The 14,423-nt window shown below is 61.5% G+C and carries 12 protein-coding genes; 10 read left to right on the forward strand and 2 right to left on the reverse strand.

The genetic code is table 11. The features are described from left to right. Positions 1-139: 139 nt before the first annotated feature. The 8 genes from HH302_RS03590 (at position 140) to HH302_RS03625 (ending at position 9,143) form a co-directional block, all read left to right on the forward strand. On the forward strand, positions 140-2,935 hold the full coding sequence (locus HH302_RS03590; RefSeq protein WP_172198287.1) for a TonB-dependent receptor domain-containing protein: 2,796 nt from the start codon (positions 140-142) through the stop codon (positions 2,933-2,935). A 468-nt stretch (positions 2,936-3,403) separates the two neighbouring features. Next, complete coding sequence (locus HH302_RS03595) at positions 3,404-4,036, forward strand: energy transducer TonB (protein ID WP_172198290.1); 633 nt, start codon at positions 3,404-3,406, stop codon at positions 4,034-4,036. A 53-nt stretch (positions 4,037-4,089) separates the two neighbouring features. Beyond that, positions 4,090-4,857, forward strand: coding sequence for a MotA/TolQ/ExbB proton channel family protein (locus HH302_RS03600; protein ID WP_172198293.1), 768 nt, complete (start codon positions 4,090-4,092; stop codon positions 4,855-4,857). 9 nt (positions 4,858-4,866) lie between these two features. Beyond that, positions 4,867-5,298 (forward strand): biopolymer transporter ExbD, encoded by a 432-nt coding sequence (locus HH302_RS03605; RefSeq protein ID WP_246479809.1) that lies wholly within the window; start codon positions 4,867-4,869, stop codon positions 5,296-5,298. 17 nt (positions 5,299-5,315) lie between these two features. Further along, a complete protein-coding gene (locus tag HH302_RS03610; RefSeq protein WP_172198299.1) occupies positions 5,316-5,747 on the forward strand; it encodes a biopolymer transporter ExbD in 432 nt (143 codons plus the stop codon). 69 nt (positions 5,748-5,816) lie between these two features. Then, positions 5,817-7,043 (forward strand): hypothetical protein, encoded by a 1,227-nt coding sequence (locus tag HH302_RS03615; protein WP_172198302.1) that lies wholly within the window; start codon positions 5,817-5,819, stop codon positions 7,041-7,043. A 117-nt stretch (positions 7,044-7,160) separates the two neighbouring features. Beyond that, complete coding sequence (locus HH302_RS03620; protein WP_172198305.1) at positions 7,161-8,780, forward strand: NAD+ synthase; 1,620 nt, start codon at positions 7,161-7,163, stop codon at positions 8,778-8,780. Positions 8,781-8,804: 24 nt separating this feature from the next. After that, positions 8,805-9,143, forward strand: a complete 339-nt coding sequence (locus HH302_RS03625; RefSeq protein ID WP_172198308.1) for a P-II family nitrogen regulator — start codon at positions 8,805-8,807, stop codon at positions 9,141-9,143. 77 nt (positions 9,144-9,220) lie between these two features. Here HH302_RS03625 and HH302_RS03630 read toward each other — a convergent pair whose 3' ends face one another. After that, complete coding sequence (locus tag HH302_RS03630; protein ID WP_172198311.1) at positions 9,221-10,207, reverse strand: Smr/MutS family protein; 987 nt, start codon at positions 10,205-10,207, stop codon at positions 9,221-9,223. Between the two features lie 39 nt (positions 10,208-10,246). Continuing rightward, positions 10,247-11,212, reverse strand: coding sequence for a thioredoxin-disulfide reductase (gene trxB / locus HH302_RS03635; protein WP_172198314.1), 966 nt, complete (start codon positions 11,210-11,212; stop codon positions 10,247-10,249). Between the two features lie 171 nt (positions 11,213-11,383). Here trxB and HH302_RS03640 point away from each other — a divergent pair, with 171 nt between their 5' ends. Beyond that, complete coding sequence (locus tag HH302_RS03640) at positions 11,384-12,055, forward strand: Crp/Fnr family transcriptional regulator (protein WP_172198317.1); 672 nt, start codon at positions 11,384-11,386, stop codon at positions 12,053-12,055. 59 nt (positions 12,056-12,114) lie between these two features. Then, the gene (locus tag HH302_RS03645) at positions 12,115-14,421 is read left to right on the forward strand and encodes a DNA translocase FtsK (RefSeq protein WP_172198320.1); all 2,307 of its coding nucleotides are present in this window, start codon (positions 12,115-12,117) and stop codon (positions 14,419-14,421) included. Positions 14,422-14,423: the final 2 nt, after the last annotated feature.

A 14,423-nucleotide genomic window follows, 5' to 3' on the forward strand; every position in this document is an offset into this window, starting at 1 on the left:
GCATAACAATAGTTACAAAAAGTGCCTTGTGAGGGACAGGCGGTCCGTTCAGGTGTTGCGGGATAAGCTCGCTCACCACTGAGCTTCCTCGTTGGAGACCCCGACGGGATTGATTGAGAAAATACAAGGAGAGGCACCTATGGCACTTGCACTGAGACCCGGCTACCGGGCTCTGCTCCAGGCGTTCGGCACGACCGTCGCGTTCGGCATGCTCTTGCAGCCGGCGATTGCGGAAGAGCAAGTTCAGAAGATCCAGGTCACTGGCTCGGCGATCAAGCGGATTGCGTCGGAAGGCGCGCTGCCGGTTCAGTCGATTTCAGCTTCCGAGATCAAGAAGACTGGCGCCACGAACGTTGCAGAACTGCTGCAGAACCTGCCGGCGATGCAGGGGTTCACGAACGCGGCGGCGAACGTTGGCTCCGGTAACGTCGGATACTCGAGCGCGTCGCTGCATAACCTGGGCGACAGCCGCACGCTGGTACTGCTCAACGGCAAGCGCCTAGCAACCTTTGCCGGGCAAACGTTCATTGGCGGTAGCTCGGGGGTTAACCTGAACTCGATTCCGATCGCTGCCGTTGAGCGCGTCGAAGTGCTGACCGACGGCGCGTCCGCTATTTACGGTACCGACGCGGTTGCCGGCGTGGTGAACTTCATCCTGAAGTCCAACTACCAAGGTCTCGATGCTTCGATTTCGTACAACGCGCCGGAAGCCGGTGGCGCCGAAGAGAAGCGCATCAGCGTCAGTGGTGGTTTCGGCGACATCGAGCAAGATCGCTTCAACGTGCTGCTGACCTATTCGCACACCGAGAACGATCCGTTGGCTGCGGCCGACCGTAAGAAATTCGCGGTGCCGCCGAGCCAAGGTTATTACAACTTCACGGGTACCGACGGCCAGATCTATCGCCTGCGCCCGAGCTCGGGACGCGGCAATCCAGCGAATGCTACGATCACTTGGTACAACGCAAGTGCCGCTCCGGACGATCAGTACATCGTTCAGAGTTTCAATCCCTCGGTGATGGCTGGTAATCCTTGTCCAGCTAAGCATGTTCGCAGCGGCAATACCTGTCGTTATATCTACCCGTACGATCTTGAGATCTACCCGGAACAGAAGCAGGACGCTTTCACCGGCTCCGTGCAGTTCAAACTCAGCGAAAACCATACGCTGTTCGCGGACATGCTCTATTCGAAGCACACCATGACTTCGAACATTGCGCCGCCGCCGGGAGAGGTGCCGTTGACGGTCGGCGACTCGCTGTGGACCACCTATATTCAGCCGTATCTGCGGACGGTGCCGGCCGGCTACGACATCGTTGATGCGGTGGCGCCGTGGCGGATTTCCGACGCGGGGCCGCGCCGTACAAAGGGTACGACTGAGGCGATTCATTTCTCGGGTGGTTCAAAGGGTGTAATCGCAGGCTGGGATTATTCTGCGGCCTTCACTCACTCCGAGAATAAGTGGCAGGAAGAGCTGCTGTCTGGGTACCTGTACAACGATGATCTAAATGCGCTCATTTCTTCCGGCGCGCTGAATCCGTTCGGTCCGGCGGGCTCCAACACCGCAGCACTTCAGTCGGCATTGGCCAGCGGCGTATGGAAGAAGGGCACCGCTGTATTGGATGCGGTTGAACTGCGTGGTTCAAAGGAAATCGCGCAATTGCCGGCTGGCGGTTTGATGTTCGGTGCTGGCCTCGATTGGAAGCGCGAGGCCGACAAATACGAGCCGAACGGGCTTGCGCAGGGTACATTGCGTGGCGGTCAGTTCCCCGACTTCGCGACGGATGTTCCGTTTGATGTGTCGCGCGATTCTTATGGCCTCTTCGGCGAGTTGATCGCGCCGGTGGTTAAGAATCTCGAAGTGAGCGGTGCCCTGCGTTACGACAACTATTCCGACGTGGGTGGCACGACTAACTACAAGGTTGGGGCTCGCTGGCAGGCACTGAACAACCTGCTGTTCCGTACCAGCTTTAACACAGGTTTCCGCGCGCCGCGTCCTGCACAGACACAGAACATCACCCAACTGTACGGCGTAACGGCGAACCCATACGACTGCCCTTACACCGATGCGCGCGCCGTGTATTGCAAGCCGCCCGGCACGCAGTACCCGCTCTACACTGGCGGTTCTAGTGAGCTGAAGCCGGAAGAGTCGAAGCAGTTCTCCTTCGGTGTTCGCTTCGAGCCGACGAGCTGGTCCAGCGTTGGGGCTGACTACTGGAATGTGTCGATCAAGAACACGTTTGGCACCATCTCCGAGGAGGAAGTTGCCGCTGACTTCGAAGGTGCGTGGGGTACTTCCGTGCGTTCGGATCTGTACACGGATCCGCAGACCGGCAAGCCGATTCTTGCATGGTACACACCGCTGAAGAACCTCGGCGAACGTAAGGCTCAGGGCGTTGATTACGACGTCACGCTTGGTTCGCGCTACTCGTTTGGTCGCATCCTCTCCAGCTTCAAGGGCACGTGGATGCTGTCGGACAAGCAGCAGACCGAAATCGGCGGTGAGTACTATCAGATCGTTGGGATTTACAGCAACATCTTGCGGCAAGTGGCCCTGCGTCATCAGTTCCAGTGGGCGAATACCCTCTCAATGGCTGACTGGGACCATCGCCTGACCATGAACTACAAGCATGGTTACTATGAGTCGCGTGATGGTGCGGTTACCGGCGATGTGATTCTGCCGACGGGCTGTGATACTCCGGATTCGCCGTTCTGCAAGGCTACGTACAAGGTTAAGGAGTACGTAACCTTTGATTGGCAGACGACCTATCGTACGCCGGTCAAGGGCCTGGACGTTACGGGCGGCATCCTGAACATCTTTGATGCTAACCCGCCGTTCTCCCTGAATGCCGGTACGGGCCAGGCTGTGGGCTACAACCCGCAGGTTGCCGATCCGCGCGGCCGTACCTACTACCTGCAAGCCGGTTACAAGTTCAAGTAATCGCGCCAGTGGGTCAGAAGAGAGCCCGAAAGGGCTCTCTTCTTTTTGTCGAGACGGTTTGTCGGCTATCAGCCCCAAGTGGCACCCGCCGTTTTTTCGTACGCGCCCGTCGCGCAGAAGTAAGTCTTCGGTCGGCGTGGGCGCAAAACTAGAGCCTCGCGTGACGTAATCATCGACCGACACGCTGATTCTGGTTCCGGGTGTCTCTGCTGTTTGGTGCTGCCCAGTCTTTCAACCCGTCATCAGATCCATGTTCAAGCGACACTTCGGTGGGTGCTGCGAACGATTGCCCCACAAGGGCGGTAGTGAGCCGGCATACGCCATTCAGGATCCAACACGATAAATGCAAGTCGCCAAGCTTGAATTCGCTTTAGCCGTCACCTCTGCCGAGCGCGTGCGCGGCGGTTGCCGGCTGGCCGTCAGGGATTCAACCGCTAGTCGATCTTTGCTTTCTTCCGAGGTTTGTTCATGAGTTACGCCCAACCCGCTGCTGCAGGCCGCAGGACGGTTGGTCTCGTCGTCGTGGTCTTGTTTCACGCGATTCTCTTTTACGCACTCGTATCAGGCCTTGCTCGCAAGGTCGTCGAGGTCGTGAAGGCGCCGCTCGAAACGAAGATCATCGAGGAGGTCAAGCCGCCCGAGGATAAGCCGCCGCCCCCTCCACCGCCCAAGCTCGCTCCGCCACCGCCGGCCTTTATCCCGCCGCCTGAGGTGCGTGTGACGACCGCTACGGCACCGTCCGACTCGACGATTTCGACTGTGACCCAGACGAAGCCGACCGAGCCGGTTCCGGTTGCTGCGCCGGCGCCGGTGGTCAAGCAGTCGAACGTTCGCCATACCGCTTCGTTTGTGAGTTGCGAGACGCCCGTGTATCCGCGTGGCGCCGCTGATGCCGGTGAGCACGGCACGACCCGTCTGGCCTTCTTGCTGGACGTCACCGGCAAGCCGCTGGAAGGTCGCGTCGAGAATTCGAGCGGCTATCGCCGGCTCGACCAAGCTGCACTCAACGCTTTCAAGAAGTGTGTGTACAAACCGGCCATCGAAAACGGCCAAGCCGTACAGGCGTGGGTAGTCATCGATTTTGAATGGACCCTTGAGTAGCGCAGGCGCTCGGTCCCTCTTGAACAGATCATCAACGATTGGAACTAATACAAATGAGCATTCACAAGATCACTCGCCGCGCGTCCGCTGCCCTTGGTGCCGCGCTGTTTTCCCTGATGTTCTTCGCGACCGAAGCACTCGCCCAAGGCGAGAAGATCTCGGTTGAGAACCCCTATGGCCTTGGCGCTCTGTGGGCACAGGGTGACCTCGTCGCCCGCGGCACCCTGGTGATCCTCGTCATCATGTCGATGGGCACGTGGTACATCGCTGTCGTCAAGCTGATCGAGCAAGGCAAGATCTTCAAGCAGGCCAAGGAAGCCCAGGAAAAGTTCTGGGGCGCTCCGTCGGTTGAGGCGGGCATCAAGGAGCTGAACGAAGACAGCGCCTTCCGTTACATCGCCGAAGAGGGCAACAAGGCTGCTCACCATCACGGCAATTCGCTGACCGCCTCGGTTGATCTGAACTCCTGGATCGCCATGTCGCTGCAGCGCGCGAACGACACGATTCACGGCCGTCTGCAAGGTGGTCTGGCCTTCCTCGCAACCGTGGGTTCGACTGCACCGTTCGTTGGTCTGTTCGGTACTGTGTGGGGCATCCTGCACGCGCTGACCGCGATCGGTGTTGCCGGTCAGGCTTCGATCGACAAGGTTGCCGGCCCGGTCGGTGAGGCGCTGATCATGACGGCGATCGGTCTGGCTGTGGCCGTTCCGGCGGTGCTTGGTTACAACTGGCTGGTTCGCCGCAACAAGGCAGCTTCCGACTACGTCCGTCAGTTCAGCGGCGAGCTGCACATGGTGCTGCTCGGCGGCAAGAAGGGCTAAAAAATGGGCATGTCCGTCCCTTCGTCGGGCGGCGACGAAGACGAGGTCGTATCGGCGATCAACACGACTCCGCTCGTGGACGTGATGCTGGTTTTGCTGATCATCTTCCTGATCACGATTCCGGTTGTCACGCAGTCGATCCAGCTCGAACTGCCGCAAGAAAAGAACCTGCCGACGCAGACCAAGCCGGAAAACATCGTCATCTCGGTCAATAAGGATGGCGAGACGTTCTGGAACATGCAGTCGGTGCCTGACAACAACGCGCTGGTCGAGAAGCTCAAGACCGTTGCGGTGATGGACCCTCAGCCGGAAGTGCATATCCGCGGCGATGCTGGCGCGCGCTATGAGTTCGTCGGTAAGGTGGTCGTTGCCTGTCAGCGCGCGGGTATCGTCAAGGTTGGCTTCATCACCGAGCCGCCGGCTGGCGATGTCGTTCGCTGAACGGATAGGAGAACGACATGGGAATGAATGTTGGTACTGGCGGCGGTTCGGGTGATCCGGATGTGATCGTCGACGTCAACACCACGCCGCTGATCGACGTGATGTTGGTGTTGCTGATCATGTTGATCATCACGATCCCGATCCAGACGCATGCGACCAAGCTGAACATGCCGGTCAACGCACCGCCGCCCACCGCGGCGGAGCCGCCGGTGATCTACCGGATCGACGTCGATTTCGACGGCACCATCTTGCTCAATGGCGAAGTAGTCCCTGACCGCGCAGCCCTTGAGCAGAAGCTGGAGCAGATCGCAGCGATGCCGGTGCAGCCGGAAGTGCATCTTCGCCCCCACAAGCTCGTGAAATACGACAAGGTGGCGATGGTGATGGCATCGGCACAGCGTATCGGGGTCAAGAAGATCGGCCTCGTGGGTGCTGAGCAGTTCATGTAAGTACCGTGTGGCGCGGTGGGAGCAGTCCCATCGCGCCCTTACTTTTTGCGTAATACGGCAGGGACACGAATGATCAAGGGATATCTGGCTGCTGCAATGCTTGTCGGGCTTGTTGGTGCCGCGATGCCAACCGTCTCGATGGCGGAGGAGGGTGCTAAGGCGACCGCCGTGCGCTCGGAAGTCGGCAAGCCGATCCAGGCTGCACTTGACCTGATCAAGGCAAAGAAAACGAAAGAGGCGCTCGCCAAGGTGCGAGATGCCGAAGCGGTAAAGGACCGTACCCCGTACGAGATCTATCTCACCGAACGTGTCAAAGCACAGGCATACGCCAGCGCGGGTGACGCGATGGCGGCTGCGCGCGCGTTCGAGGCGGCTGCTTCGCTTCCGGGTGCTCCGGCTGCCGAGCGCACGACGCTTCTGAGCGCCGCAGCAGGGCAGTACTACAGTGGGCGCGACTATGCGAAAGCCGCCGCGATCTCTGGCCGCTACCTGAAGGACGGCGGCACCGACGCGACGATGCGCACGATTTACGTGCAGTCGCTCTATCTCTCCGGTGACTTCGCTGGCACGGCCAAGGCGCTGAGCGCCGAGTTGCAGGGCCAGAAGAAGCCAAGCGAAGAGCAGTTGCAGATGCTCGCTCAAGCCTACCTGAAGCTGAACGACCAGACGTCGTACAGCAAGACGGTTGAGCGGCTGCTCTCCAACTACCCGAAGAAGGAGTATTGGCAGTCAGTCATTTACGCCGTCAAGCAGCAGCCCGGCATGAGCGATCGCCTGGCGCTGGATCTGTCGCGCTTGCTGCGCGCGACCGGCACGCTGCGTACCTCCGCTGAGTACGAGGATGCCGTTGCGCTGGCGCTTCAGCAGGGCTACCCGATCGAAGCCAAGAAGGCCTACGACGAGGGCATGGCGGCGAAGATCATGGGGCAGGGGAGCGATGCCGATCGTCATCGCCGCCTCGGCGACATGACCAACAAGCAACTCGCCGAGGACAAGCAGGCGCTTGGCACTCAGGACGCGCAGGCCGTTGCCGCCAAGGATGGCAATGCTCAGGTGAACCTGGGCTACAACTATGTTCTTCATGGTCAGGCTGACAAGGGGCTGGAAATGATGGAGGCGGGCATCAAGAAGGGCGGCCTGAAGCGCCCCGAGGATGCCAAGCTGCGGCTCGGCTATGCCTACTATGTTGCCGGCAAGCGCGCAAAGGCGATCCAGGTCATGAAGACGGTGACTGGCACGGATGGCGCTGCGACCTTGGCCGGGCTGTGGAGTATCTACCTCTCGCAATCGAACTAAGCACTTTGCGTCTGTCGTGACGCAGCTGTTTCGGTTTGGCAACGAGGATTGCGGGCGACTGCAATCCTCGTTTGCTTTTGCGCGGCAGCCCGTGCCGCTCACGGTATAGTTCGCCCTATGGCACAAGACCCCCTCAAGATCGCAGTCGCGCAACTCAACTGTGTTGTCGGCGATATCGACGGAAACCTCGAAAAGATCCGCCAGGCCGCCCGCCGTGCGCGAAAGGCCGGTGCGCATGTACTTGTTACCCCGGAGCTGAGCCTGTGTGGCTACCCGCCGGAGGATCTGCTGCTTCGTCCCGACTTCTATCGCAGCTGCGACCGTGCAATGGCTTCGCTGGCCATGGAGAGCGATGATCTCGCGATCGTCGTCGGTCATCCCCTGCAGGAAGGAGATCGCCGCTTCAACGCCGCATCTGTGCTATCCGGAGGTCGCGTGCTCGCGACCTACCGCAAGCTGCGCCTTCCGAACTACGAAGTCTTCGATGAAGAGCGGTATTTCGATGCTGGCACCGACGCTTGTGTGTTTGAGCATCGGGGCGTGCGTATCGGCCTGAACATCTGCGCCGATGTATGGGAAGCCGGTGCTGCGGAAGCGTCGCGGGCTGCGGGCGCCGAGTTGCTGGTTGCAATCAACGCGTCGCCCTATCACATGGACAAGCTCCAGGTCCGCCATGAGGTGTTGCGTGATCGTGTGGGCGATACCGGTATCCCGGTCGTCTACTGCAACCTTGTGGGTGGCCAGGACGAGCTTGTGTTCGATGGCGCCTCGTTTGCGCTCGCACGCAACGGCGGTTTGCGCTATCAGGGGCCCTCGTTCGAAGAGAGCCTCGATTTCGTCTCGTATTGCGACAGTGACCTCGTCAGCGACCGCGTCACCGCGCCGCGCACGATCGAGGAGGACGTCTGGTCGGCACTGGTCATGGGCGTGCGGGACTACATCGGCAAGAACGGCTTTCCGGGGGTTCTGTTGGGGCTTTCGGGTGGCATCGATTCAGCGCTGACCTTGTGCGTTGCAGTTGACGCGCTGGGGGCCGACCGGGTGCGGGCGGTGATGATGCCGTCGCCCTATACCGCACAGATGAGCCTCGACGACTCCCGCCTGCTGGTGCAGCGCTTGGGTGTGCGTTACGACGAGATCGCGATTGCGCCCGCGATGGCGACCTTCGATCAGATCCTGTCGCCCATGTTTGCCGGGCTCAAGGCCGACACCACCGAAGAGAACCTTCAGGCGCGCATCCGCGGCATGTTGCTGATGGCGCTGTCGAACAAAACCGGCTCTCTGGTGCTGACGACCGGCAACAAATCTGAGATGGCGGTGGGTTACGCTACGTTGTACGGCGATATGGCCGGTGGTTTTGCGGTCATCAAGGATATCTTCAAGACTTTTGTTTATCGTCTGGCGCGCTGGCGTAACCGAGACGGCGAGTTGATCCCCGACAACATCATCACCCGCCCGCCGTCGGCCGAACTCAAGCCTGACCAGACCGACCAGGACACACTGCCCGAATACGAGGTGCTCGACGCGATCATCGAGGCCTACATGGAGCGCGACGAGAGCCCGCGTGAGATCATCGACGCTGGCTACGCTGAGACGGATGTTCGCCGTGTGGTGGGGATGCTCAAGCGAAACGAGTACAAACGGCGCCAGTCGCCAGTCGGGATACGCGTCACCCGGCGCGGTTTCGGCAAGGATTGGCGTTACCCAATCACGGCGCGGTACCAGGACGAGTTTTGAACACAATCCCGGAGGAGTAAGCAGATGAAAAAAATCGAAGCGATCATCAAACCGTTCAAGCTCGATGAAGTGCGGGAAGCGCTGTCCGAAGTTGGGATTACCGGCCTGACCGTGACTGAAGTGAAGGGTTTTGGCCGTCAGAAGGGCCATACCGAGCTGTATCGCGGCGCTGAGTACGTGGTCGACTTCCTGCCGAAGATCAAGATCGAGGTCGTGGTGGCCGACAGCACGGTCGACCAGGCGATCGAAGGCATCATCAAGGCCGCGCGCACCGGCAAGATCGGCGACGGCAAGATCTTCGTGACGCCCGTAGAACAGATTGTGCGGATTCGTACCGGCGAGACCGACGAAGCCGCTATCTAAGCTGATCGCTGGTCAGCGTCGGAAAGGCCGCCCTTGGGCGGCCTTTTTGTTGCAGCCCTTCTGCGTTGCTCTGGATGTCAGGTTGGAGGGCGCGGGGCGCGCAATAGAACCAGCAGAGCCCCATCGCCGCCGTCATGCGGCTTCGCTTGGCAGAAGGCGAGTATCTCTTCGCGCTGTGCAAGCCAGTTGCGCGAGAGCTGCTTGAGCACGCCAATGCGCCCTGGCGAGCCCAGCCCCTTGCCGTGAATCACCCGCACGCATCGCTCGCCCCGCGTCAGTCGCAGGGCAAGAAACTGGGCTAGCGACAGCCTCGCCTCGTCGCGATCCATGCCGTGAAGATCCAGCTCGGCCTGAACCACCCAACGGCCGCGGCGTAAGTCTGTGAGTACCCTGCGCGGGATGCCGGGGCGCAGGAAGGCTGCTTCGTCGCCGATATCCAGGCGATCCTCAAAGCTCATCGGCGCCACGATGCTGTCTGTCAGCACCTGTTGTTCGTCCGCCTCGCGCTGCCGAGGTTGCGGTGCGGGCGCGGGTGGCGTCAGGTGAAGCCGGCCGGATTCGCGCAGCGGCGCTGCTGGGCCCACTGCGTGGCGGAACAGCGCGGCCGGGTCGTGCGGGTTTTCGGCGCGATCGAGCCACGCGCCCATCGTGTCGGCACTGGCTTCGTGCGCTGGATGCGGGTTTGGCGCGCGCCGCCCCATCTTGTCCGGATCAACGCGGCCGTCCTTTCGCAGCACGACGACGTCGTGCATCGCGTCATGGAACGAGGCGAACTCGTCGCGCGGCGTGTTGGGCGTCGGTTCTGCCGAAGTTTCGACTTCCGCCACCTTCGGGCGTGGTACAGGGGCCGGCTTTGGGCGCGACAATTCGGCCATGTTTGCCGCGGGCAAGGGTTGGGTGCCCCGAATTGCCGCAGCGAAGTCGATCTCTTCCGTGTCGCGCGCGGCCTCGCGCAACGCGCGCGGGGATTTCGTCGGGCGCGGTGTCGCGGCTGGCAACTTGTTGCGCAGCGCCCGCAGCGCATCAAAGTGCTGCGGCGCGGGCGGTGCGTTGCGCTTGCTCATGGGCGATGCCTGTCGCGGCCGGGCTGAACGTGAGGTCGATCAGGCCTTGCCGAGGCTGTCGAGGTAGCGTTCGGCGTCCAATGCCGCCATGCAGCCGGTGCCAGCGCTGGTGACCGCCTGGCGATAGACATGATCCTGCACATCGCCGGCCGCAAATACGCCCTTCACGGACGTTTGCGTGGCGTTGCCGTTGCGGCCGCCTTCGGTGATCAGGTAGCCGGTGTCATCCATCTCCAGCTGGCCTTTGAAGATGTCGGTGTTGGGCTTGTGGCCGATCGCGATGAACACGCCCTTGAGAGCGATGTCCTTCGTTTCGCCCGTCTTCACGTTCTTCACGCGCATGCCGGTGACGCCGGTCTTGTCGCCGAGGACTTCATCCAGCGTCGCGTCGGTCTCCAGCACGATCTTGCCTGCAGCGACCTTCTCGTACAGCTTGTCGATCATGATTGCCTCGGCGCGGAACTTGTCGCGCCGGTGAACCAAGGTCACCTTGCTGGCGATGTTGGCGAGGTAAAGCGCTTCCTCAACCGCGGTGTTGCCGCCACCAACGACGGCGACTTCCTGGTTGCGATAGAAGAAACCGTCGCAGGTCGCGCAGGCGGAAACGCCGCGGCCGGCGAAGGCCTCTTCAGACGGCAGGCCCAGATACTTGGCGGTCGCGCCGGTGGCGATGATCAGCGCATCGCAGGTGTAGGTGCCGGAATCGCCGATCAGCGTGAACGGCCGTGCATCAAGCTTCGCCGTGTGGATGTGATCGAAGATCATTTCGGTGTTGAAGCGCGCAGCGTGCTTCTCGAAGCGCGCCATCAGGTCGGGGCCCATCACGCCATCGGCATCCGCCGGCCAGTTGTCGACGTCGGTCGTGGTCATCAGCTGCCCGCCTTGGGCGAGGCCGGTGATCAGCACCGGCTTGAGGTTGGCGCGCGCGGCATAAACGGCGGCGGTATAGCCAGCCGGGCCCGAGCCCAGGATGATCAGGCTGGTGTGGCGAGTGGTCGTGCTCATTGCGTTATCTCCCTGTCCGATAGCGAAAAATTATAGCCGAGCGGGTGACTCTCGGCCCTGTGGTCCGGTTGGCATATTCCTTGTGCCATAATCCGCGGGCTAAACGCTGCTGCCGTGTGCCCCGCGCGGCAGAGACGCTACACGCGCAAGCTTCGCGATCCGGAGAACGTCATGAGCACAAGCACTCCCGTTTCTGTCACCGCCCTGAAGACGTTTCCGATCTTTCAGGGTTTGTCCGACGAAAAGCTGCAGCCGATTGCCCGCTGCGCGATCATGCGCCGCGCGCCGCGCGGCTCCAGCGTGGTGAGCGCGGGCGACCGAACCGATTACGTGTACTTTGTACTCACCGGCAGCCTGAAAGTTCTCGTCAGCGACGAGGATGGCCGCGAAGTGATCCTCACCATGATCGGCCAGGGCGAGTTGTTCGGCGAGATGGGCGTCGTGGACGAAGAGCCGCGTTCGGCGACTGTTGTTGCGGTCACGCCGGCCGATCTCGTCACGATTTCCAAGACCGATTTCCGCCGCATCCTGCAAGAGAACTTCGAAGTTGCGCTGCATCTGATGCGTAACCTGGCGCGCCGTCTGCGCGTGGCTGATCGCAAGATCGAGAGCCTTGCGCTGATGGATGTCTACGGTCGCGTTGCGCGTTTGCTGCTCGACATGGCGGCCGAGGATGGCAGCGGCCGCGTGGTGAAGCGCAAGATCTCGAAGCAGGACATCGCAAAGATGATCGGCGCCTCGCGCGAGATGGTCAGCCGCGTGATGAAGGACCTGCAGGTGCAAGGGCTGATCAAGGAAACCGACGACGGCATCGTGCTCTGCGACAGCATTGACGACCTCTAAGGTCTCTCGGCGCCGTGGCTGGCGCTGCGCACAATCCTAAAACTCCCTAGCGGTTTCAGATGCTGTTTTCCGGTTCGATGCGCGCCCCGTCCCAACCCCTGCCTGAGCGTATGGCGGGCTTGGTGCGCGAGGCGCGCTGGCTCTTGTTCGGCGTGCTGGGCTTCTACCTGGCGCTGATCCTGTACGGCTATCAGAAGTCCGACCCGGGCTGGTCCCATGCCGTCAGGGTCGACAAGGTGCTGAATCCCGGCGGTCGATTCGGTGCGTGGTTCTCCGACCTGCTGCTCTCGGTGTTTGGCGTCTCCGCCTGGTGGTGGGTTGCGTTGCTCGTATGGGGCATCGTCGCAGGTTTGCGCCGTTGGCGGCAGGAGCTTGCGGGCAGCAAACGCTCGACCTTCCTTGTCGTTGCCGGCTTCATCGTCGTACTGCTGGCAAGCGCAGCCATCGAGGCTGTCCGCTTCTACGCCCACACCTGGGCGCTGCCGGGCGAGCCGGGTGGCGTGCTGGGCATCGAACTCGGCCGGATCGTCACGAACTACCTGGGTTTCACTGGCGGCACGCTGGTGCTTCTGGCGCTCTGGGCTGCAGGCACAAGCTTGTTCTTCGGGTTCTCATGGATGAATGCGCTTGAGCGCATTGGTTACTGGGTCGAAAACGGTGGCGCTGAATTGCGCGCGCGAATTCAGGCGTGGCAGGACCGCAAGGTCGGCCAGCAGGTCGCCGAGAAGCGCGAAGAGAAGGTCAAGCGCGAGCGTAAGAAGCGTGAAGAGGCCCCGCCACCGCAGATCCGCATCGAACCGGCCGTGGTTGAGGTGGTGCGCTCCGAGCGGGTGGAGAAGGAGCGCCAGCAGGTGCTCTTCGCCGACGCAGCCAGCGGGGGGTTGCCGGCGCTCTCGCTGCTCGATCCAGCATCGAATGATGTGGAGCCGCCGTCTGTCGAGGCGCTGGAATACACATCACGGCTCATTGAGCGGAAGCTGGCGGATTTCGGGGTCGAGGTAAAGATCCTGGCTGCTTACCCAGGCCCGGTGATCACCCGATACGAGATCGAGCCCGCGGTGGGCGTGAAGGGTAGCCAGATTGTCAATCTGGTGAAGGACTTGGCGCGTGCGCTGTCGGTAATGAGCATTCGCGTCGTCGAAACGATTCCCGGCAAGAGTTGCATGGGTCTGGAGTTGCCGAACCCGAAGCGGCAGACCGTTCGCTTGTCCGAGATCCTTGGTTCGGCGGCGTATCACAACATGCATTCGGCGCTGACTGTGGGCTTGGGCAAGGACATCGGCGGCAACCCGGTGGTGGCCGATCTCGGAAAGATGCCGCACTTGCTGGTGGCGGGTACGACCGGCTCCGGCAAGTCCGTCGGCGTGAATGCGATGATCCTGTCGCTGCTCTACAAGTCCGAGCCCGACAAGGTCCGCCTGATCATGGTCGACCCGAAAATGCTGGAACTCTCGATCTACGAGGGTATCCCGCATCTGCTCGCGCCAGTCGTGACCGATATGCGCCACGCCGCGCATGCGCTGAACTGGTGCGTGGGCGAGATGGAGCGACGCTACAAGCTGATGGCCGCACTGGGCGTGCGCAACCTTGCCGGGTTCAACAAGCAGATTACCGACGCGCAAAAGGCGGGCAAGCCGCTGACCAACCCGTTCTCGATCACGCCGGAAAGCCCGGAGCCGCTGTCGACGATGCCGGCCATCGTGGTGGTGATCGACGAGCTTGCCGACCTGATGATGGTGGTCGGCAAGAAGATCGAAGAATTGATCGCCCGTCTGGCACAGAAGGCCCGTGCGGCGGGGATTCACCTTATTCTGGCAACGCAGCGCCCGTCGGTGGATGTGATCACTGGCCTGATCAAGGCTAACATTCCGACGCGGATTGCGTTCCAGGTGTCGAGCAAGATCGACTCACGCACGATTCTCGACCAGATGGGCGCCGAGGCGCTGCTGGGCATGGGCGACATGCTCTACCTCGCGCCGGGTACCGGATTCCCGACCCGGGTGCACGGCGCCTACGTGGCGGATGACGAGGTGCACAAGGTTGTCGAGTACCTGAAGCAAACCGGTGAGCCCGACTACATCGAAGGCATCCTGACCGGGGCCGATGAGAGCGGCGGTGACCTGATGGGCGAGGGCGGTGGCGGTGGTGAGGCGGACGCCGAAGCCGACCCGATGTATGACCAAGCTGTGGACGTGGTGCTCAAGACGCGGCGCCCGTCGATCTCGCTGGTGCAGCGTCATCTGCGTATCGGCTATAACCGCGCGGCACGCCTCATCGAGCAAATGGAGAAGGCTGGCCTGGTGTCGCCGATGGGGCCCAGTGGCGGCCGCGAGGTGATTGCCCCCAACCAGCAGCGCGAAGAGTAGGC

The organism is Niveibacterium sp. COAC-50, assembly GCF_013184235.1.
Classification (GTDB): domain Bacteria; phylum Pseudomonadota; class Gammaproteobacteria; order Burkholderiales; family Rhodocyclaceae; genus Niveibacterium; species Niveibacterium microcysteis.